This is a genomic window from Veillonella sp. CHU732 (assembly GCF_003992085.1).
Lineage (GTDB): Bacteria > Bacillota > Negativicutes > Veillonellales > Veillonellaceae > F0422.
The window spans coordinates 39,442-62,369 of sequence record NZ_RQVC01000005.1 but is presented as its reverse complement, the minus strand read 5'-3'; the positions used below and the strand labels follow the sequence as shown (position 1 = coordinate 62,369).

Sequence of the window (22,928 nt, the reverse complement as noted above, 5' to 3'; positions counted from 1 at the left end):
ATGTTAAATACTATTTAATATAACATATATAGAACGGCTTTATTCCACAATCCAATGCTATAGAAATATTCTTAACTATCGATAGGTATGCAATTATTTACGGTTCAACAACTGCGCTGTGATTTGTTGCAATGCTTGAATTTGTTCATTCTGCACTTTCACTTGTTCAACCAATGCTTCTACTTGACCTTTCAATGTACCGTTTTCTTGTACCAAAGCTTTGATTTCAGTTTTCATCACTGGCACGATAGAAATTGGTCCATAATGTGTATGTTTCAATGCTTTTTGTTCTTGTTCTGAAAGTGTATCCACATTGACATTGAATGTATCTGTGTCTTGGTTATACAAGGTGGATTGGTATGCATCTGATTTGGAGCGAGATCCAACTTTAAGGCTCATACCCACATTGTACATTTTTTCAGAGTTTCCTACTGCCATACCGCCATGAAGTAGTACATCTTCATTTGGATAATATCCAACACCTAGTGCTGTTCCTGTGGCCCCTTTGAAATGTCCTACACCAGCCATGATTTGGAATTTGTCATCTGCATCAAAGGATAATGGTTTCAAGGCAGATAGAGCAGCGTTTAAAGCACCAGATGTGTTGACTCTGTGGCCTAGTTGATCTAACTTAGTTTCTACAGAGTTCATACGTGTATGAACTTCTTTTACTAATGCTTCGTCTACACCGCCTTTAGGACCTTGCGGACCTGCTTCACCTTGCGGACCTTGTGGGCCAGGTACTCCTTGCTCACCTTTGTCGCCTTTGTCACCCTTTTCACCTTGAGCACCTTTTGGGCCTTGATCTCCTTTTGGTCCCGCTACTCCTGGGTCACCTTTTTCGCCTTTTTCACCTTGAGCACCAGTTGAACCTTGTGGGCCTGCTGGACCCGCTACTCCTGGGTCACCCTTTTCGCCTTTTTCACCTTGAGCACCAGTTGAACCTTGTGGGCCTGCTGGGCCGGCTACTCCTGGGTCACCTTTTTCACCCTTTTCACCTTGGGCTCCTGTTGCTCCTTGCGGACCTGCTGGGCCGGCTTCACCTTGTTCACCTTGGGCTCCTGGCGCACCTTGTGGGCCTGTTGGACCCGTTGGACCTGCTGGGCCGGTTTCACCTCGTTCACCTTGGGCTCCTGGCGCACCTTGTGGGCCTGTTGGACCTGCTGGACCTGCTGGGCCGGTTTCACCTCGTTCACCTTGGGCTCCTGGGGCACCTGCTGGACCCGCTGGGCCAGTTTCACCTCGTTCACCTTGGGCTCCTGGGGCACCTTGTGGACCCGCTGGGCCTGCTGGACCGGCTGGACCAGCTTCACCTCGTTCACCTTGAGCTCCTGGGGCACCTTGTGGGCCTGCTGGTCCTTGTGCTCCTGGTGCTCCGTCTGCTCCTTTAGGGCCTGCTGGGCCTTGTGGACCTACTGGGCCGGCTACTCCTTGGTCACCTTTTTCTCCTTTTTCACCTTGGGCTCCTGTTGCTCCTTGTGGACCCGCTGGACCGGCTACTCCTTGGTCACCTTGCTCCCCTTTGTCACCTTTCGGTCCTTTAAAGTCTGGATCTTGCTTTAAAGCCTCACGGTTCAATTCGATCGTTACGTATTTTTTATTATCTGCTGTTGTTTTTTCTACAACTTTGAAGTCGCTAGATTTAAAATCTAATCCTTCAATCGTTCCTGCGTTTACTTTATTTCCTGGTGTAAATGCAGGAGTATCTCCAGATCCACCTGTGTAGATATTCCAGCTATTTCCGCCAGTGATATTAGCCAATTTATTGTTGATTTCACTTGCTACGCTATATAATTGGCTACCATTGATGGCATCTGTACTTGTCGCACTAATTAAACCTGGTGCTACGTGTTGGATACGGCGTGTTTGGTCGGATTTACCAACGCTGATTACACCTGTTACGGTGTTGCCACCAGCAAAGTTCAATGTATATGTCTTAGCAGATGTTCCTGTACCTAGGTTCAATGTATCAGTCGTATAGGCATTATCAGTACCTTTTGTACTATCACCAGCTGTTGCAACTGTCTCTGCTTCACTGCCGAGAGCCACGCTTTTTGCCACATTGGCAATGGCTTTATAGCCTAAAGCAAGACTGGATTCTTCTTTTGCTTCACTTTCATTGCCAAAGGCAGCGGCATTTGTTTTCAATGCTTTTGTACTTTTACCGATGGCAATGGTTTCAGTAGCTGTTAACCCACCATCAATCGTATTAGCTTTTTTACCGATAGCAATATTGTCATTACCAGTAATAGAGTTCCCCGCTTCATGACCCATAGTAATGTTGTCATCACCTGTAATCGAGTTACCTGCTTTGTAACCGGCTGCGTAGTTATTATTACCTGTTACTTTAGTACCTGCCTCCGCACCTGCTACATAGTTACTATTACCACTAACTTTATTACCACTGTAGTAACCTAATGCCGTATTAAAGTTACCAGTTATTTCTTTACCTGATTCTTTACCTAATACTACGTTACTTTCACCATCTACCCAGCTACCTGAATTGACACCTGCTGCCAAGTTATCTTGTCCTGCAATCCATCGACCTGCACTAAAGCCCAATGCAATGTTGTGCTCCGCACCATCTACAGTACCGACATCAGTCGTACTTTCCACACCACCATTTGCATTATAGGTATTTGTCCATCGATGGCCTACATAGTTACCAGCATTTTCCGCAAAGGCAATATTGAAATTACCAGCTACATGAGAGCCTGCCGCTTTACCAAATGCCATGTTATTGGAGCCTTTGGATTGACCGTATCGAACGGCTGCTTCAGTGGCTGCTGCATCCACAACATGTCCATCTACATCTTGACCTGCGTTCAGACCTAAGGCAATGTTATACACACCTTTTACATTAACCCCAGAGTTTTGTCCAATGGCGATGTTGCGGCTACCAGACATGTTGGCACCAGCATCTTGACCATAGATAAAGTTATGGTCACCAGTCACACCCTTACCAGCAGTATGACCTAATGCAAAGTTATCGGAACCCGTCATATTTTCACCAGCATGGAATCCAAAACTTACATTTCGATTACCTTTGTTGTTGTAGGCAGCGTTTTCACCAAAGCTAAAATTATAGTTGCCTTCAGATTTAGAGTCTTGGGAATAGGCATTTTCACCAAAACTAAAGTTATAGTTACCAGCTGCACGACGTCCAGCTTTCTTACCGAATATATAGGCATATGTACCACTACCAGCCCAGCCGGCTCCATCACCAAGAATAAATTTATGAGTATTGGTGCCCCACATAGCTTCCCCTGCTGAGTCACCCATTAGTATAAGATACTTAGATGTACCTGTACCATTACCTGCATCATAGCCAGCACGTTCTCCTAAGACCAAACTGTAAGATGCACCAAAACTACCTCTCCCCGTGGTATTCATTATATTATTCTTCGCATTTGCATAGAACCAGACACCATCCCCTACGGTAAGGTTATTGGTATTCGTACTTGTATCCGCACCTGTCTGCGCTCCCCCAACTACTAAGTTATCTGTATCTGCGGCCAATCCCATCGTAGAAATACTTGCCAATACTAAAGCTGTCAATACTGTCGATCGTTTGTGTTGCATAACTCTTCCTTTTTCCTTCATTGTCACACGCATCATATACTCAATTGTTTTTATGTAAAACATACTCATAATTCTACCCAATCTATACTAGTAAATCAATAGGATAATGCTCATAGCTTATGCTGAAATTGCATACTTCCATCATAGCATTTACACTATGTTTAATCGTTTACCCATATACTACTTTCAAATGCTTGACCATTTACTCATACAGTACTTTCAAAAACGATATAACTCATGCCAAAAATTATATTGTAATGATAATCGTTATAGATTACAATAAAGTTAACCCTATGGGTTGCGTTTTAATGTGTATTTGGAGGTATATTATGCAACAAGCATGGAAAGACTTCAATACAGGTGTATGGGATAAATCCGTGGACGTACGCGATTTTATCCAACGAAACTATGTGCCTTATGTAGGCGATGATTCTTTTCTAGTAGGTCCTACAGAACGAACTACTAGACTTTGGCAACGGGTATTAGATTTATATGAGGAAGAACGACAAAAAGGTTCTGTCATCGATGCAGATACTGATGTAGCAACTCATATTACGGCGCATGCCCCTGGATATATTATTAAAGAGGATGAACAAATTGTTGGTCTTCAAACTGATTATCCTTTGAAACGTGCCATGTTCCCTTATGGTGGTTTACGAACTGCTAAAAGTGCTATCGAAGAGTATGGTTACAAAATGGATCCAACTCTTGAAAGCTTCTTTAAAACTCATCGTAAGACACACAATGATGGTGTATTTGATGTATATACACCTGAGATGAGAGCTGCTCGCTCTGCTCACATTATTACGGGCCTACCTGACGCGTATAGTCGTGGCCGAATTATCGGTGATTATCGCCGTGTAGCCTTATATGGTATAGACTATTTGATCAAAGACAAAGAAGATCAATTTAATATTACCATGGGCGATATGATGCCAGATGTCATTCGTGACCGCGAAGAAATTCGAGATCAAATCCGTTCTTTGAAAGAGTTAAAAGAAATGGCTGCGTCCTACGGATTTGATATCTCCAAACCTGCTACCGATGTAAAAGAAGCGATCCAATGGTTATACTTTGGCTATTTGGGTGCTATCAAAGAACAAAACGGTGCAGCTATGTCCATCGGACGTAACTCCACTTTCTTGGACATCTATGCAGAACGTGATTTGAAATCTGGTAAATATACAGAAGAACAAATCCAAGAAATGGTGGATCACTTCATTATGAAATTGCGCATGGTTCGTTTCGCACGTATCCATGAATACAACAATTTATTTACTGGTGATCCTGTATGGACAACTGAGTCTATCGGTGGTATGGGCACTGATGGACGTACACTAGTGTCTAAAACGGCATTCCGTGTTCTACATACATTGCAAAACCTTGGTCCAGCTCCTGAACCAAACTTAACAGTACTTTGGTCTCCTTCCCTTCCTGAAGGTTTCAAAAAGTTCTGTGCGAAGCTCTCTATTGCAACATCTTCCATTCAATATGAGAACGACGAAATCATGCGCCCAAATTCTGGCGATGATTACGCTATCGCCTGCTGCGTATCCCCTATGCGTATTGGTAAAGAAATGCAATTCTTTGGCGCTCGCTGTAACTTAGCGAAAGCCTTATTATACGCAATCAATGGTGGCGTAGATGAAAAGCTGAAAAAACAAGTAGGTCCAAAATTCCGCCCTATTACTTCAGAATACCTTGACTTCGACGAAGTCATGGAACGCTTTGAAGATATGACGGAATGGTTAGCAGGTGTATATGTGAATGCTTTAAATATCATTCATTACATGCATGACAAATACGCCTATGAAAAATTGGAAATGGCATTGCATGACCGTAAGGTGACACGTTGGTTTGCCACAGGTATCGCTGGACTTTCCGTTGTAGCCGATTCTCTATCTGCTATTAAATATGCAAAAGTAAAACCAATTCGCGATGAAAATGGTATTGCTATTGATTTTGAAATTGAAGGCGAATTCCCTAAATATGGTAATGATGATGATCGTGTAGATGAATTAGCAGCTACAGTCGTATCTGGTTTTATGAATAAAATTCGTAAACACCCTACGTATCGTCAATCCGTGCCAACCATGTCACTATTAACCATTACATCGAATGTGGTATACGGTAATGCTACTGGTGCTACTCCTGACGGACGTAAAGCAGGTATTCCATTTGCCCCAGGAGCCAACCCTATGCATGGTCGTGACGAACACGGTGCTATCTCTTCCCTAGCATCTGTTGCTAAAATGCCATGGCGTGATTGTTGCGATGGTATTTCTAATACATTCTCTATTATTCCAGATTCTCTTGGTAAGTCCGGAGAGTCTATGGTGACACTAGGCGACTTAGATTTAGACTTAGACCTAGGCAATATTGAACATGCCTTAGCTGATGGTTGTGAAAATCTAGCTTGCCGTGAGCCAAATGTTACTTTCCCAGAAGAAAAGGAGTAAATATGACTAACGAACAACAAGTCGATAATTTAGTACAGTTATTAGATGGGTACAGCAAAAAAGGCGGCCACCATTTAAACGTAAACGTATTCAATCGTGAAACATTATTAGATGCTCAAAAACATCCTGAATTGTATCCACAATTGACTATCCGTGTATCTGGTTACGCTGTTCATTTCAACAAGTTGACAAAAGCACAACAAGACGAAGTGATCTCCCGTACATTCCATCAATCCATGTAATACACTATGGTAGGTCGCATTCATTCCATTGAGACCATGGGTACTGTAGATGGTCCGGGCATGCGATTTGTCCTCTTCCTTCAAGGTTGCCCATTGCGATGTGCCTATTGCCATAACCCAGATACTTGGGATCCCTCTACGTATGCCCAAGAAATGACGGTGGCAGATGTGTGGACACAATTTGAAAGGAATCGAGACTTTTATATCACCGGAGGCATTACCGTCACTGGTGGCGAAGCATTGTTGCAACTCCCTTTTATTATCGAACTCTTTACTTTCTTTCACGGAAAGGGAATTCATACTTGTCTAGATACAAGCGGGATTTGCTACACACAGGAACAGGCTAGAGAGTACAAACTGCTTCTTGATGTAACGGATTTAGTCATTCTTGATGTGAAAGAGATCGATTCCTCTATACACGAAACACTAACCGGCAAACCTAATGATGCGGTCCTAGAGTTCGCTCAATTTGTAGACGATCATGGCACCGATTTTTGGGTACGCCACGTGGTAGTCCCAACCATCACAGATAATCGCGATCGCTGGTATCGGCTTGGTTTCTTTCTAGGTGCCTTCAAACATTTGAAAGCTGTAGATTGCTTACCTTACCACGTCATGGGGGTTAATAAATATGAAAGTCTTGGCATTTCCTATCGCTTAGATGGAATACCGCCCCTCTCAAAAGCTGACGCACAGCGTGCACTCCGCGTTGTCCTTTCTGGAATACGCGACTACCGCCGAGGTTTATGGTGTCCTCTTAAAACACCAGAAAGTTAAACTCATAAGAATACTTTCCTGATCTTTCATAAAAGCGCACTATCCTTCGTGGACGGTGCGCTTTTCTCTATGCTTCTATCGGCATATCTGTATACCTCTGTATATCTGTATACATATATGTATTTGTATATGTATCTGTCTGTATCTGTATATGCGTATATATCTAGCACACTAGCCTCTTCTGTTGAAATATTGATATGTATTTCTAATGGATAACTTTTACATATTAGATATTTAGTTGTATAATAGGAGGGTATTATTTCAGACTATCTCACTATGATTTTGGTTCAAGTGAATCCTATGTGCACTACTGCACCATCATAGTCTTTTGTATCTAAAGTTAGGAGGCATTTCATGGCATCGTCGTACATGCTACAATTACATCTTGGCGCCGTAGAAACGGTCATACTCTCACTGTTTTCCTTTTTACTGGGAGCCTTTATGCACAAGCACATTAACATCTTGCATCGCTGGGCTATCCCAGTCCCTGCTATTGGTGGTTTAACTGTAGCAATGATTGTATTTCTATTACAAATTTCTGGTCTTATAATCATTACTCTGGACAAGGCTGTTCTTGTTCCTGCTATGGTGGCATTCTTCGCCACTATGGGGCTAGTGGCACCAGTGCAGATTTGTACATCTTCGTTAAAAGCCATCCCTCGCTACTGGGGCATGAGTACTTTGCTTGTGATTATGCAAATTAGCATTGGCTTAGGACTAGCGAGTTTATTCGGATTAGACAAACACTACGCTATTTTATTAGGCTCTCTATCTCTTGAAAGCAGCTACAACTTTGTGTCCGCCTTAGGTCATGATTTAGGGAATGCTTTAAATGGTGAGACTGTAGCACATGGTATCATTGCTTTCACTACCATTATTGGTGTATTCATCGGCGGTCCTATGGGACAATATTTAATCGAAAAGTTCAATCGCTATGAAACTGCCCCTCCTCCACCAGACTCACCAGCACCCACACCGATTGGGATTATCATCAACTTATTGTTGGTCCTTATCTGTGTAAGCATCGGCATCGGCGGTTCTCACTACTTATTAGATACCTTCGGATTACATATTCCTACGTTCATCGTATCTATGGTATTGGCCATCCTCATTCGTAATGGTGGTGATGCAATGGGGCAAACTTTCATCAATTCCAAAGCTATTGCCTTATTCAGCCAAATTAGCATTACTATTTTCTTAACTACTGTATTTATGAGCATCCCTGTAATCGCATTACGATCTCTTACAGGGCCAATGCTTGTGATTCTTGTGGTACAAGTCATTGCGATTATTCTGTTTACACGATTCATCGTGTTCCCTGTGCTATGTAAAGATTACGACGGCGTTGTCATCGGTGCTGCCTTACTTGGTCACGGCTTGGGTATCACACCAAACACGGTAGCAACCATCGCTACCCTCGGTGGTCGCTACAGAAAATCTGTGAAAGCTTTCCTAGTTGTTCCTATTACAGCTACTGTATTAATCAATGTGTTCGGTATACCTATTTTACATTGGATCATGCAGTTCTATTGGTAATCTAAGTATTTTCTCATTGGATTTACGATTATACATTACATATACCCCAACCTACTGTGTCAGGCTGGGGTATTTTTACTATCTGCGTATACGAACACTGCTAATACATATATAAAAATAGAGGGCATTGATATATGACTATCAATGTTCCTCTATTTTTGTTATCTATTTACTTGTCATCTCATGATTGTAATTATAAGAATAAATTAATGATTTCTACACCAATTAATCCACATACGGCAATCACTGTTTCTACCATACACCAAGAGCGTAATGTTTGTTTGACAGATAACCCGAAAAACTCTTTGAATAACCAGAATCCTGGGTCATTTGGCGGGCTAAAGAATACAGAACCAGCACCTACTGCAATTACCATTAACTCAGGGCTTACACCTGTTAATGGAATTAACGGCGCCACAATACCGCCAGCTGTCATAGCTGCCACTGTAGCAGAGCCAACAGCAATACGAATCACCACAGCAATTAACCAAGCTAATACTAATGGAGATACATTCACTTGCATCACTAGTTCGCCGATATAGGTACCCACACCACTATCGATCAATACTTGTTTTAAGGCTCCACCAGCACCTACAACGAATAGGATCATAGCTACTGTTAAAATTGCTTTTTCAGAAGTAGCCATAATCTCTTTCATAGATTTGCCACGAGCGAAGCCAAATGTATAGAAGGCAATGATCAAGGAAATTGTTAATGCCACAGATGGATCACCAATGAAGTTAAGGATAACCATCACTGGGGATGCTTTTGGCAAGTTAATCATTTTACCGATAGCTGTAGCTGCCATCAAGATAACTGGTACTAAAGCTGTAAAGATGGATACTCCAAAGGATGGCATTTCCTCTTCTGTAAATTCTTTATCATTGTGAAGACCTTCTGGGATATCTGTTTTGATATCTTTCACAGTATTATACAATACTGGACCTGCCAGAATAACTGTAGGAATACCGATTAAGATACCATATACCAACGTTAATCCAATGTCTGCATTAAATAATACAGAAATCGCTGTAGGACCTGGATGTGGAGGCAAGAAACCATGTGTCACAGATAAAGCTGCTACCATTGGCATGCCTACTTCTAACAATGGAATATCCGCAGATTTAGCAATGGTAAAGATCAAAGGAATTAATAAGACGAAACCGATTTCATAGAATAAAGCAATCCCTACAATAAATCCAGTTAAACATACAGCCCATCTTACATTATTACGACCAAACATGTTGATCAATGTAGTTGCAATACGTTGTGCTCCACCACTATCGGCCATCAATTTACCTAAAATAGCACCAAAACCTACAACGATTGTTAAACCACCTAAGGTAGCTCCTAAGCCTTTTTGAATAGTTGGGAAAATTTTGTCAAGTGGCAATCCTTCTCCAAAGGCTAATAATACACAGACCAATAGCAATGATAAAAAGCTATTCATCTTTACTTTTACGATTAGGAAAAATAGTAGAATAATTCCTAATGCAAGAATAACTAATGGCATTTCTAGTCTCCTTTCTAATTATAAACGACTAAATGGATGTTCCTTTTGGAACTGAACAAGACGTGCCAAATCGTCTTTCATATGAATATACAAACTTTCATAAATAGAGAAAAGTTCGTCATATACGGCTTGATGTTGCTCCTTAGGGTGATAGATACATTCAGGCTGTACTAGCTCTGCTGTATCCTTAATATCTGACAAAGTTCCATCAGAAATAAACCCTAACACAGCGGCGCCAAAGGAGGCGCCTTCACTATTATTTGGTAATGTGATATGTTCACCGAATATATCACTCATAATTTGTACCCACAATTCAGATTTAGTGAAAGAACCACTAATACGGATATCTTTCACATCTTCAAACTCACGTAATGCATCAAGAACAAACCGTAAGCTATAACAAATCCCTTCCATTGTGGCGCGAATCATGTAAGAGCGACTATGATTTAAAGATAAACCTACGAAAGCTCCACGCAGATCAGAGTTCCAATAGGGAGCTCGTTCACCAGTAAAGTATGGCATTAATAACAAGCCACCAGATCCAGCCGGTACATGTCTTGCTTTCATGGTCATTAAATCATAAGGATCCACCGATAATTGTTCCATTTGGGAGCCATGATAATGCAGGATACGATCTCGCATCCAACGCAAAATCATACCCCCATTGTTGATAGCTCCACCAGCTACCCACATGGTATCTGTTAAATTATAGCACCAAGTGCGACCTTTAGGATCCATTTGCGGATTTTCTGTGAGCATGCGTATAGCACCAGATGTACCTATAGTAGCACTTAACTGCCCTTTAGATACAGCGCCAATACCAACATTCACCAGTACTCCATCAGTAGCACCGATGACAACTGGTGTATTCACAGGTAAACCTAAACGCTCTGCTACACCTGCTACTAACTTACCACTATACGTAGTAGATACTACTTTAGGTAGTTGTTCCTCTTGAATCCCTACATAGTTTAAAATCTCAGAATCCCAAGTTTCTGTAAAGGCATTAAATAAACCAGAACTAGATGCCACAGATTTGTCTGTTACCCATTCCCCTGTCATCAACCGGAACATATAATCTTTAATAGACCCAATGTGTGCCATACGAGCAAAGATTTCAGGTTGATTTTCTTTGACCCATATGATTTTAGCCAATGGATAAGATGCATGTAAAGGGCAGCCTGTTCTAAAGTAGAATTGTTTGCACGCTTCGTCTTGTTCCATACGGTGTACAATATTGGAACTTCTGCTATCTGCCCAAGTAATCATATTGCCTAATAAATCAAAATGTTCATCTTGAGGAATAAAACTATGCATCACTGAGCTCAAGGCAATCCCGGATATAGTGACTAGTTTATATTGTAAATCTTTTACCACTCCAGCAATGACTGCTTCTGCAGCATCATATATTTGTTGAGGATTCTGCTCTGCTCGATCATATTGTGGTGTTTCTAATGGATAAAAAGCATCTCGTACAGCTACAGATTTACCTTGTGCTGTATATGCCATAGCACGCACGCCTGTAGTTCCCACATCAACGCCTATCCATACTGCTTCTCTAACTTCTGACATATATACCTCCTATCATCCAAATAAACTCATTTGCTCATCTTCTGGTAAGTCGCCTAAACAACCTAACTCAACCATTCGGTTAGCAATGGTTTGAGACATTTTTGTACGTCTCCGCAAATCTTTAATCGATAAGAACTCTGCTTGCTCTCGTTCTTCTACGATGGCATCTGCTACCTTTTCGCCTAAACTAGTAACAGCTACAAATGGCGGTAATAAAGAGGTTTCATCTTTAATCATAAACCGTCTAGCTTGTGATTTATATAATTCTACATTGCCGAAGGAGTACCCTCGCTGTTTCATTTCCAAGGATACCTCTAAGGCAGACATTAAATCTTTTTCCTTTGGTGATGCTTCATACTTCGCAGCTAAGGCTTTCAACCGTTTAAATTCTTGTTGCTGCTCTTCTAAGGAACCCATCATAATTTTCAAGTCAAAGGCTTTTGCCCGAATAGAAAAATACGATGCATAGAATGCTAATGGATAATTAATCTTGTACCAAGCAATGCGAAATGCCATCATAACATAAGCTACGGCATGGGCCCGTGGGAATAAATAAGAAATCTTTTTACAAGAAGCGATAAACCACTCTGGTACTTGGGCTGCTCGCATTTGGTCTTCATAATCTGTTTGAGCAATCCCCTCTTTATTCCGTTTTTCGATACCTTTCCCTTTACGCACATTTTCCATGACGGAAAAGGCTACATTATCTGCTACCCCATGATTGCGCAAAAAGTTCATGATGTCGTCACGCGTAGAAATAGCTTCATTCAATTTACATGTTCCCGTTTTTATCAAAGTTTGTGCATTATCTACCCATACATTGGTACCATGGGAGAAACCAGAAATCCGCACTAAGTCTGAAAAAGTTTGTGGTTTAGAATCTTCCAACATAGCCCGTACGAACCCAGTACCTGATTCAGGGACTGCCAAGGTCGCCACTTTATCCCCTTGCAATTGGGCTGGTGTCAATCCTAATGCTTTTGTTGAAGAGAATAGGCTTAATGTAGCAGGATCATCAAAAGGAATAGTAGTAGACGGAATACCCGTCATGTCTTCCAACATACGAATGATGGTAGGATCATCATGACCCAGTATATCTAGCTTGGTCATACGACCTTCAATAGAGTGATAGTCAAAGTGTGTGGTAATAATACCACTTTCTTTTTTATTAGCTGGATATTGAACTGGTGTGAAATGATGTACATCCATATCTCGTGGGCAAACCATAATACCTCCCGGATGCTGACCAGTAGTATTCTTTACTTTTGTAAAGCCAGTAGATAACTTTTCAATAAAGCCTCGTCGTTTTTGTAAGTCATTCACATCTGCATATTTGTAGGCATAGCCAATCGCCGTTTTATCCGCAATGGTACCTATTGTTCCCGCTCTAAATACATTGTCTCGTCCGAACAATTCTTCCGTATATTTATGGGCACGACCTTGGTAATCGCCAGAGAAGTTCAAGTCAATATCTGGTACCTTATCCCCATGGAATCCCATAAAAATAGCAAACGGAATATCGTGTCCATTGGCGATAAGTGGTGTACCGCACTCAGGGCAATTTCGACGTGGTAAGTCAAAGCCCCCCGCATATTCCCCTTTTAAATAGAACTCACTCCACTTACACTGTGGACACACATAATGTGGCTCTAATGGATTTACCTCCGTAATATCCGCCATGGTGGCTACAAAGGAGGATCCTACGGAACCACGAGAACCTACTAAGTATCCATCATCTAAAGATTTTTTTACTAGTTTATGGGCAATGTAGTACAATACACCGAAACCATTGCCGATAATACTCTTAAGTTCATAGTCCAATCGATCTTGCACCGTCTTCGGCAAGGGATCTCCATAGATAGACTTTGCTTTCGCATAGCACATATCTTCCAAGGCTTTATCAGCCCCTTCGATTTTTGGTGAATAGGTGCCATTAGGAATAGGTACAATATAATCAATACTTTGCTCTATAGCTCTCGTATTGGTCACTACCACCTTGTAGGCATTGTCTTCTCCTAAGTAAGCAAACTCTTCCAACATTTCATCAGTGGTACGCATATGCTGATCTGCTTTGTCTTTTGCATCTTTCACACCGCTAGCGGTAAGCATGATTTCACGGTACATTTTGTCTTTAGGATCCATATAATGTACATTACCTGTAGCTACTACAGGCATTTGCAAGGTATCCCCTAAACCGACGATACGACGATTAATCTCTTTTAAATCTTCCTCATTTTTTAACAAGCCTTCTTTTATAAAACTCTTGTAATTATCATGAGGTTGAATTTCTAAATAATCATAAAATGTAGCAATTTTCTGCAATTCTTCATCGGTAGCACCATGAACCATAGCTTGAATCAGTTCTCCAGATTTACAAGCCGTTCCTATAAGAATCCCTTCACGATGGTCTTCAATGACAGCTCTCGGCAATCTTGGGTACTCATCAAAATAATTCAAATGGCTAATAGAAATCATCTTGTACAGATTCCGCAAACCTACCATATTTTTTGCAAACATAATAATATGATGTGGTATCGATTGGTCCTCTTTTTCAATTAAATAGGCCTCTACACCATAGAGAATCTTCACGCCTTTTTCTAAGGAATAGGCTTGAGCCTCTGGAAATGCTTGCACCACCCCATGGTCAGTAATGGCTACCGCTGGGTGTCCCCAATCTTTCACACGATTCACAATGTCTTTCACTGCTACTAGGGCATTTTTCTCAGACATTTTCGTATGTAAGTGAAGTTCTACTCTAGTTTCCTCATGAGTATCAGTGCGTTTCGTATTGTCCTTATCTTCTACAGGCCGGACCGAGTCCATATTTAACACATAGTCTCGTACAAATTGCTCATCATAGATGACTTCCCCTTTAATTTGTACCTTCCCAACAGATTTTAAAATTTTTAATAGCTTTGGTCCGTCTTCAGAAGGGCTGGTAAATCGCTTTATGGCCAAACTATTGTAATCATCCACAATATGACCTGTAATAATATACCGCTTTTTAGGCTCTTCACCTTTTTCACGTGCTTTTTGTACAGCCTTGCTATCTTCCTTAGGCTTGATTTCTCGTATATCTAAACCGTGAAAGTACCCAGAGATAACAACATTCTCTCCTGTTCTCACAAAGAAATCATCTGTGCGATGCGTATCTGCCTCATCAAAAGCAGGACCTAATAACATCCCATCTTCAGTAGTTAGCTTCCGTCTTCGCATAGAATATGGAGAACTACCTGTCGCCGTTGGAGCTGGCGTATTAGGACGATCTATGACCACTGGTGCATCGTACAAATCATCATAATCCGAAACGGTTTTTATCTTACCATCACGGCCCACATAATATTCCGTCTCATCAAAACGACTATCATTATAGAAATCTACAAAACTATCGTAATCAGATACTTCATTAGCCTTTTGAAGAAAGGCATACTCTTGTTCATCTAGCTCAACCATATTCAGGTCATATCCCATCGTATATACATGACTGCTTTCTGGAGCTTTGCTAAGTACGAGCTGTTTCATGAAATATCCCGTATCTATGAATTCATAGGTACAACCAATTTCATTGCAAATCGCTTCGATTCGTCTTTGCACAACCGGATCGATGTCACCTTTTGCACCTGGTCCAAAAATATGTAATTTTCCATCTTTTAAGTAAAAGTAAAAGTCAATCTTAGACTCTCCTTTTTGTACCATATGGTAGTATTTCATATCCTTCTCCCTTACGGATTTGACTTCACTGCATCTTTGTTGATACGCTTCACAACATTAGGCCCCGTTATAATAACCGTATCTACTGGTTCATAATATGAATTAAAGGTATATGTAGAAGGTCGCCCATCTCCATATACTATGGTCCTCGTCGTATCTACAGAAATCCCCTCATGACCTGTCTCTTCTACAACTTCTTCTTTCATAGTGTCATCAATTTTTTCTATCTTTTTATTAGGGATTTTCTGCTCTGTACCTTTTGTAATTGTCACAGACTGCGGTACATCCTCCTTAGCCCCTAAGATGGTAATCGTCACATAACCAGCACCCTCTTCGGCAATCACATAGATGGGATGGGAATAAGGGTTTTTAAACTGAAAGTCAATATATCCCCACGCCACAGTAGCATCTAAGCCTACTGGTATATAGGAAACAGGCGCAAAATGCGTATCACGTTCTACAATATCCATACCAGATAATAATGCCGCATTAAACAAGGTAGAACTCACTTGGCATATGCCACCACCAATGCCTGGCACTAGGCGTCCTCCCATAAATACAGGTGCATCGTCATAACCCGCTTCAGCAGTCCGTTCTCCTACTACTTGATTAAAGGAGAAAATCCCCCCTGCCGGAATAAAAGTTTGATGAATTTTTTGAGATGCTAAATGAATATTATGGGCTCGGCTTGTATTAGAGCCATCAAAATAAGTCGTAAAGGACCCCAATATGGAAGTGATAGACACTAAATCTTTATCCGTTATCGTAGGCTGTGCAGACTCATTGATAACAAGTTCTAAAGTCTCTACCTTACCTTCTTGCAGTTGTTCTTGCAATCGCTTCATAGTAGCCGTCACATCCAATTTACGGCCTACCTTAGCGGGCTGATGTACGACTTTATCACCCTCAAGGGTAATAGTTGCATTAGTTCCTACTTGTCCCATGGCCTTTGCATAATTCATAAAGTAGGACTCAGCCACTGGTCCATCTACTTTATATCGAATGTTCATCTCTTTTCCATGAAGTAACGCATCTACTCGGTGCATGACATAGGTCATGACATCACTTTCATAGCCATAATCCATTACATCGGTTAAGGTTCCCACCCTATCTATGGTAATCCCTAAATCTGCTAAATTCATGGTCGTTTCTTTTCCCTTAGGATCTACTATGCGAATCCTTTGTGACTGTGTGTTCCGCTCTTGTAAATAGGTGTCTACTTCATCCATACTTTGATGAGAGATACTATGACCATCTATAGTTAATCCATAAATCGTATTTCCAGTAGGCCATACAATCCCTGTTACAGCTCCCCCAACGAGAGCTATGAGAGCCGCCACAGTGGCAATATACTTTCGTTTCATACTTCTCCTAATTTGCGCAATAGGCTAAACAAATATCTTGAAATTGGCTCATATCTGCTATACCTTGACGGCTTTGCAAAATTAAATGATACAGCTGGCTAATCAATGTTGCCACCGCTGGGATTTGAATTTTTCGACGCGCTTCAAAGGCTAATTTAATTGTATAGGGATTGGCTTTCATCCCTTTTTCCTTAAATAAGCTTTGAATCTCAGGTAATGTCATCCCATAATAGGCACATTCACTGACCATAAGTTGCAAATGCATTTGATTATGTACATAAGCCATCGCCATATCTACACTTTTATTCTTAAGCATAGAGGGGAATAAATCTAGTAATGTTCGTGCATCTTTTGCTAATAAAGCATCTTTAAAGCGAAAAATATTTTTCTCTCCAAAGTCTGTCATATGCTCTTTTAAAAATAGCCCTGTCATCGATTCCCCTTTTTTTAGTAGTAGGAACAATCGATCAAATTCTGTGCGCAAAAATGCTAAAGGCACATCTTTCCACAAATCTACCAAATCACGTAGATATGCCATACCATCGGGATCTATCTTTTGCTTATGAGCCTTGCAATGTTGTTGTATCCACTGAAAGAGAGCTTCTCCCTCTACTTTTTCAAACTTAAAGGATTCTACAGCTCCCAAAAATGCTTTATTTCCTTGCAACCGTCCATCAATAGTTTCTGGATACACTACAATAATAGGATCCTCTCCAGTATAGCTTTGCAAATAGTCTCGCAATCCTTGCCACTCTGGAGCCAGCTTTTTCTTCGGTTTATCAAAGATAGGCAAATGGACAAGCAAAAATACTCGTGGCTCACCAAAGAGCGATACTTCTTGTAATTGCCCTAAAATAGAACCGGGACCTTGCTCCTCACGCAAGGTAAGCAAGGTCCGATCTGTATATTGATGTAAGAGATTCTGTTTTTTTTCTTCTAATAATTGTGGTTCATCTCCATAGAGTAATGTAACCATCTGTCACCTCTTATAATGTTACTACATTGTTTTCATCACTGCCTACAATATACACTCCTTCCTCCACATCAAATTGACTGTGCAGGGTATTCCACACGATAAAATGCATTGCTCCTCGTTCTTGATAATGCAATAATTGATTGCTAGCGGTCAAGCCATATATTGTATTTGTTTCTCTCTTAGTATTATACACTATTTCTTGAACTTTTTCTCCTTCTTTTCTAGGATGAAAGTGAAACTTTCTATGTCCTGTTACGATAATTTCATAGCCTGCTTTGGTATGAAGTTGTACAGATAACCAATCTAGTGTTAGCTCTTTACCAGCTTGCCCTTTACTATAAAGATGTTCTAAGGTATCCACATGAGTGTATCCCTTCTGATATCCTTCTACAAACACACCATTCCAATGACTAAACCCACGATGATGCAAGGCATCTACACATTGTTTCATCGCTCGTGGTGAAATATCGCCATTCTTAGCATCTATATATAGGTATGCCTCCCTATAAAAGCCTGTCTTACAGACCATGAAAGCTGGACCTGAGGAGATAGCAATAGGCACTACTTGCACCGTTGGTTTTACATAAGACAGTCCTAAGGGCAACATCCCTACTACCAAGAGTGCAATGCTAGCCATCCTATTCCATGCTACACGAATAGGCTCTTTCAGTGCTAATAGCCAATACACATACCCTACGCACATATACCATACTGCCACTAACCACAAAGGCATGGGAGGAGACCACAATAGCCCTAGATTACGAATAGCAAATAAAAGAGACATGCTGGCTTTCAGAATGAAACCTAAGAGGGACCAACCTAATGTAAAAGTAAATACCATATTGAGCAAAGATAGACACAGACCTGCAATGATAGCTATATCTAACAAAGGACCTACAATCAGGTTGGACAAAATACTAAGAAAGCTAAGGATATGAAAATAATACAATTCTACAGGAAATATAAGAACTTGTGCGGATATACATAGAGCAATGCCTTTAGAGATAGGGTTCGGTGGAAATAGCCGATACACATAGGGATACAATCCGATGATGCCCAGGGTAGACCCAAAGGATAAGACAAAGCTAATATCTACCGCGAATAATGGCTTCCATAACAGTAAACATAAGGCAGATAGTAGGAGCGCATGTAACGCCCGATACGTACCGCCATGCATAACGACATATCCGCTTAATAGTCCCATCATGGCAGAGCGTAATACGGGCGGACTCCAGCCCACAATCGTACAGTACAGTACAATCAATGCACAAGTGATGAAAAATTCTACACCTTTACGTAACTGCAACCGTTGTAATACGGTAGAAATAATGAGAAATAAGAGAGCAATATGGGACCCTGACACCGACAAAATATGGATAAGCCCTGTTTCACTGAATAACTTTACCATCGTTTCTGGCAGCATCGCGTATTGACCACCTAGAACCAAGGAGGTACCCAAGGTAGCAATGGATGGATCTAGATTTTCTTCAAATTGTTGTGCCACCCAATGATGGGCTCTATCTAGGTAAGCACCCAGTGCATACCCCGTATCAGCTAGCCATATGCCTAGGGTTCTCTCCACTGTATAGTTCCCCTCTATGGTACCTTGATACAAATTTCCTTGCAATCCATCATTGATATGTCTCGTTTTCATAGATAAGGCACCACTTTGCTCATAATAGGTAAAGCCTTTCACAGTACCACGAATGACGTATCGGTCTCCCATATGAATAGTTGGTTCTCCTGGCACATAAACACGAATACTGCCCTTCGCTGGTACATGTTCAGTAGCGCCATTCTTTTCTATATCCATACCTTCTACATCAGCATCTACCATGGTCATAATGCCATCTAGCGTCACAGTAGGTTGTGGATTAGAAGTGAATTGCACATAATAGGCACCATCGGCACCATAATAAAACGGTCTATCTTCAAAATAGTGTGTGATGACTCGATCTGTATGCACATATCCTATAGCAGTAAATACAGACATAATACCCACTAAGCCCATCACATATCGCATCATTTTATACATATGTTCATTACGTTGTTCGTATCCACGTAATCCTATTATCCCAAGGATACCAAATATCGTAATGATACTTAACCAATACATAAGATAGGTGTGTAATTCGTTTTCGTATAGACTCATACAAATTCCCAATAGCATTCCTAGCACACTGGTGATACCTAGATCTATTGGCTTGGGTAACCTTTTCATAATCGTACTTTCTCCACAATTTTTTTATACAATGCAGGTCCGATGCCCTTCACCTGTCGTAATTCTTCCAAACTCTTGAATAGTCCATGCTCTTGACGATAGTCCACAATCTTTTTTGCCATCTTAGGGCCAATCCCCGATATTTTTTGTAAATCTGCTTCGGTTCCATCATTAATAGAGATATTTTGTTTTCGTAGTAACTCCTCAGGACTGCCGTGAAAGTTGAAATCTACATGAATATGTGCGCTTTCCTCTAAGGTATCTTCTAAATGTAGATGATTCACATCTGCATAGGGCAATAGTCCTTTACTGGCCTCAATAGCTGACTTCACCGTCGCAGGACTTGGTAGCTCATACAAGCCTGGTTCTTCTACAGCTCCTGTGACATACACCAAAATCGTATCTGCTTTCGTTTCCTTCTCCACTGGACCACCACGATTTCCTTTGTCTGACTGCTTCACAGTCTTTGGGGTATCAGATGGTGATCCATCGCCTTTCATTGGTGTATCTGCTATAATAAGATAGTATCCACATACACACAGTAGGAATAGGCATACGATGATGCCAATTCGTTTTCGATTTGTTACATTCATTCTATCACATCCTTTCAAACAAAAGGTTCGTCATAGATGAGTAGCATCCTTTTAAAATTCACTACCAGTATATATTTGGAGGTATTATGAAAGAAGATTTACAACAATATGCCCGTCTTTTACTACAAGAAGGTGTCAATTTACAACAAGACCAACTATTGGTCATCAATGGGGATGTAGAAAATAAAGATTTTGTATACATCGTTGTGGAAGAGGCCTATGCACTGGGTGCTAAAGATGTGCACATTAATTGGCGTAGCACTATCACAGCTAAGTCTCGTCTATCCAATGTGAAAGATGAAGTCTTATCTAACCCTGCTCCTTGGATTCAAGATATGTATCATCATATCCTTGATTCCAATGCCTGTATTTTATCCTTAATCAGTGCGAATCCATTTGCCTATGAAGGCGTGCCTTCTGAAAAAATCGCCCTCGCCTCTCGTAGCATGGGCAAGTTAACTAAATTTTACCACGAGGCCATTATGGATTCCACCCTTACTTGGTGTGTAGCCTCAGTAGCCACTCTCACATGGGCTGATTTGCTTGGTTATGAGGGCACAGAAGAAGAAAAAATCAACCGCTTATGGAATACTATCTTTACCTTATGTCGTATGAAACACGTACCAGAAGAAGAATCCTTCGCCAACCATTTAGATCGCCTTGCTAAGCGCACCAAAACACTGAATGATTTACAATTGGTATCCTTACATTATACCTGTCCAAACGGTACAGACTTAACTTTACAAATGCCAGAAGGGCACTTATGGTTAGGTGGTAAAGAATCATCTAAAAAAGGAATTATCTTTGATGCCAATATTCCAACAGAAGAAGTATTTTCTGCACCTCATTATGCAGGTGCCAATGGCATTGTGTACTCTACGAAACCATTGATCTATGATGGAAACCGTATTGAAGACTTCCATATGACATTCAAAGATGGTAAGGTCGTTGACTACGATGCCAAACAAGGTCGTGAGTATTTAACAAACCTCATTGAGACGGATGAAAACTCTTGCTACCTTGGAGAAGTAGCCCTTGTAGACCATTACTCCCCTATTAGCCAATCCAATATGATTTTCTTTGAAACCTTGTACGATGAAAATGCATCTTGTCATTTAGCATTAGGGGCTGCATATCCAACTTGCTTAGCCCATAGCGATGGATTATCTCAAGAAGAACTACATGCTCGTGGACTGAATACTTCCTTAGCACATACAGACTTTATGATTGGTCATGAAAAAATGAATATCATGGGCACCACTAAAGACGGCAAAGAAGTTCCTATTATGATTGAAGGACGATTACAAGTGTAGGGTCATCTAATATACTCCTATCATCTTCATAAAATCGTCAAAACTTCCAAAGTTATTGGAGTCTCTAAAACTAGCATATAGTAATAAAAAAAGAGGCACCTTGCATCAAGCAAGGTGCCTCTTTTCATTGTATCTAGTTTATTGTATTTTATATACTAGTCATCTATTGTATGACGACCTTATAGCCCCTTAGATATTAACCTATGGCACTATAATACATAGGCCTTACAGCAATGTATCTACGGCAATATTCACTAGCACATCCGATGGGCTTTCACAGATATAATCAGCACCAGCAGATTCTAATTCTTCCACTGAACCATAACCGTAGGATACCCCCATAGCCACACAGTTCAACTCTTTGGCAGCTTCCATATCGTATTTACGATCTCCCACCATATACCAACGAGAGATTTTATATTTTAGTTCAGTCACCTTATTCATATCTTGTAATGCTTCTTGCAAGATATCTTTTTTATGTACTAACCCAATTTCTCGATTGGCCCCACGAATTACTTCAAAGTATGGATCTAGTTTAAAATGCTTAATAATATCCTTTGCTTGTTCTTCAGGTTTTGCTGTAGCAATCCCAACATAAGCACCTGTCTTACGAAGCGCTTTTAAGGCTTCTTCAATTTGGGGATACACTGCATTTTCATATTTTCCTACGGAATCATACCGTTCTTTGAAAAAGTTGTAGGCCTGCTCCACCTCTTCATCTGTCATATGGCAATGTTCTTTAAAAGAATCCGCCAACGGTGGACCAATGAATAATTGTAATGTGTCCTCATCAGGAATAGGATGATTCATACTCGTTAAGGCATGACGTATAGACTTTAAAATTCCTTCATGAGAATCTGTTAATGTTCCATCTAAATCAAAAATAACACAAATCATAATGACTCCTATCAAAAATAAATGCGTTGTTATATATGTTCTAATACATATAATAAATAAAAGTTAATTATTTCCCTATGTCAATTCCACTTTAAAAATATACTAAGTATATATCTTCTTAGGTACAAGATACATTTCTTGATGATAGAAAATACCTTTACAACTCATACAG

Annotated in this window: 14 protein-coding genes; 5 read left to right on the top strand and 9 right to left on the bottom strand. The window is 40.7% G+C overall.

The window, feature by feature from the left end:
* Positions 1-93: 93 nt before the first annotated feature.
* Positions 94-3,582: a YadA-like family protein gene (locus EO121_RS03360; protein ID WP_164725850.1), complete on the bottom strand. Its 3,489-nt coding sequence runs from the start codon at positions 3,580-3,582 to the stop codon at positions 94-96.
* A gap of 329 nt (positions 3,583-3,911) precedes the next feature.
* Between EO121_RS03360 and pflB the strand changes: the two genes are divergently transcribed.
* From pflB to EO121_RS03340, 4 genes are all read left to right on the top strand, one after another.
* Entirely contained in the window at positions 3,912-6,041 is a 2,130-nt protein-coding gene (gene pflB / locus EO121_RS03355) for a formate C-acetyltransferase (protein ID WP_164725849.1), read from the top strand.
* Positions 6,042-6,043: 2 nt separating this feature from the next.
* Positions 6,044-6,283 carry an autonomous glycyl radical cofactor GrcA3 gene (grcA3, locus tag EO121_RS03350; RefSeq protein WP_126938357.1) on the top strand — a complete coding sequence of 80 codons (240 nt, stop codon included), beginning with the start codon at positions 6,044-6,046 and terminating at the stop codon, positions 6,281-6,283.
* Positions 6,284-6,289: 6 nt separating this feature from the next.
* Positions 6,290-7,060 carry a pyruvate formate-lyase-activating protein gene (gene pflA, locus EO121_RS03345; protein ID WP_127166020.1) on the top strand — a complete coding sequence of 257 codons (771 nt, stop codon included), beginning with the start codon at positions 6,290-6,292 and terminating at the stop codon, positions 7,058-7,060.
* A 354-nt stretch (positions 7,061-7,414) separates the two neighbouring features.
* Positions 7,415-8,596: a sodium/glutamate symporter gene (locus EO121_RS03340; RefSeq protein WP_127166018.1), complete on the top strand. Its 1,182-nt coding sequence runs from the start codon at positions 7,415-7,417 to the stop codon at positions 8,594-8,596.
* A 193-nt stretch (positions 8,597-8,789) separates the two neighbouring features.
* Here EO121_RS03340 and EO121_RS03335 read toward each other — a convergent pair whose 3' ends face one another.
* The 7 genes from EO121_RS03335 to EO121_RS03305 form a co-directional block, all read right to left on the bottom strand.
* Complete coding sequence (locus tag EO121_RS03335) at positions 8,790-10,109, bottom strand: gluconate:H+ symporter (protein ID WP_127166016.1); 1,320 nt, start codon at positions 10,107-10,109, stop codon at positions 8,790-8,792.
* Between the two features lie 18 nt (positions 10,110-10,127).
* On the bottom strand, positions 10,128-11,681 hold the full coding sequence (locus tag EO121_RS03330; protein ID WP_127166014.1) for a gluconokinase: 1,554 nt from the start codon (positions 11,679-11,681) through the stop codon (positions 10,128-10,130).
* A gap of 12 nt (positions 11,682-11,693) precedes the next feature.
* Positions 11,694-15,392, bottom strand: a complete 3,699-nt coding sequence (locus EO121_RS03325; RefSeq protein ID WP_127166012.1) for a PolC-type DNA polymerase III — start codon at positions 15,390-15,392, stop codon at positions 11,694-11,696.
* A gap of 11 nt (positions 15,393-15,403) precedes the next feature.
* Positions 15,404-16,756, bottom strand: a complete 1,353-nt coding sequence (locus EO121_RS03320) for a VanW family protein (protein WP_127166010.1) — start codon at positions 16,754-16,756, stop codon at positions 15,404-15,406.
* 7 nt (positions 16,757-16,763) lie between these two features.
* Positions 16,764-17,732 carry a DNA polymerase III subunit delta gene (holA, locus tag EO121_RS03315; protein WP_127166008.1) on the bottom strand — a complete coding sequence of 323 codons (969 nt, stop codon included), beginning with the start codon at positions 17,730-17,732 and terminating at the stop codon, positions 16,764-16,766.
* 10 nt (positions 17,733-17,742) lie between these two features.
* A complete protein-coding gene (locus tag EO121_RS03310; protein WP_164725848.1) occupies positions 17,743-19,848 on the bottom strand; it encodes a ComEC/Rec2 family competence protein in 2,106 nt (701 codons plus the stop codon).
* 101 nt (positions 19,849-19,949) lie between these two features.
* On the bottom strand, positions 19,950-20,546 hold the full coding sequence (locus EO121_RS03305; protein WP_127166004.1) for a helix-hairpin-helix domain-containing protein: 597 nt from the start codon (positions 20,544-20,546) through the stop codon (positions 19,950-19,952).
* Positions 20,547-20,632: 86 nt separating this feature from the next.
* Here EO121_RS03305 and EO121_RS03300 point away from each other — a divergent pair, with 86 nt between their 5' ends.
* Positions 20,633-21,859 (top strand): aminopeptidase, encoded by a 1,227-nt coding sequence (locus EO121_RS03300; protein ID WP_127166002.1) that lies wholly within the window; start codon positions 20,633-20,635, stop codon positions 21,857-21,859.
* A gap of 225 nt (positions 21,860-22,084) precedes the next feature.
* On the opposite strand, the gene EO121_RS03295 is transcribed toward EO121_RS03300, so the two are convergent.
* Positions 22,085-22,756, bottom strand: a complete 672-nt coding sequence (locus EO121_RS03295; protein WP_127166000.1) for an HAD hydrolase-like protein — start codon at positions 22,754-22,756, stop codon at positions 22,085-22,087.
* Positions 22,757-22,928: the final 172 nt, after the last annotated feature.

What these genes read in the sequence shown, in the direction of transcription:
- EO121_RS03360 (WP_164725850.1), bottom strand. Translation starts at nt 3,582, where the DNA reads ATGCAACACAAACGATCGACAGTATTGACAGCTTTAGTATTGGCAAGT.
- pflB (WP_164725849.1), top strand. Translation starts at nt 3,912, where the DNA reads ATGCAACAAGCATGGAAAGACTTCAATACAGGTGTATGGGATAAATCC.
- grcA3 (WP_126938357.1), top strand. Translation starts at nt 6,044, where the DNA reads ATGACTAACGAACAACAAGTCGATAATTTAGTACAGTTATTAGATGGG.
- pflA (WP_127166020.1), top strand. Translation starts at nt 6,290, where the DNA reads ATGGTAGGTCGCATTCATTCCATTGAGACCATGGGTACTGTAGATGGT.
- EO121_RS03340 (WP_127166018.1), top strand. Translation starts at nt 7,415, where the DNA reads ATGGCATCGTCGTACATGCTACAATTACATCTTGGCGCCGTAGAAACG.
- EO121_RS03335 (WP_127166016.1), bottom strand. Translation starts at nt 10,109, where the DNA reads ATGCCATTAGTTATTCTTGCATTAGGAATTATTCTACTATTTTTCCTA.
- EO121_RS03330 (WP_127166014.1), bottom strand. Translation starts at nt 11,681, where the DNA reads ATGTCAGAAGTTAGAGAAGCAGTATGGATAGGCGTTGATGTGGGAACT.
- EO121_RS03325 (WP_127166012.1), bottom strand. Translation starts at nt 15,392, where the DNA reads ATGAAATACTACCATATGGTACAAAAAGGAGAGTCTAAGATTGACTTT.
- EO121_RS03320 (WP_127166010.1), bottom strand. Translation starts at nt 16,756, where the DNA reads ATGAAACGAAAGTATATTGCCACTGTGGCGGCTCTCATAGCTCTCGTT.
- holA (WP_127166008.1), bottom strand. Translation starts at nt 17,732, where the DNA reads ATGGTTACATTACTCTATGGAGATGAACCACAATTATTAGAAGAAAAA.
- EO121_RS03310 (WP_164725848.1), bottom strand. Translation starts at nt 19,848, where the DNA reads ATGTATTGGTTAAGTATCATTACGATATTTGGTATCCTTGGGATAATA.
- EO121_RS03305 (WP_127166004.1), bottom strand. Translation starts at nt 20,546, where the DNA reads ATGAATGTAACAAATCGAAAACGAATTGGCATCATCGTATGCCTATTC.
- EO121_RS03300 (WP_127166002.1), top strand. Translation starts at nt 20,633, where the DNA reads ATGAAAGAAGATTTACAACAATATGCCCGTCTTTTACTACAAGAAGGT.
- EO121_RS03295 (WP_127166000.1), bottom strand. Translation starts at nt 22,756, where the DNA reads ATGATTTGTGTTATTTTTGATTTAGATGGAACATTAACAGATTCTCAT.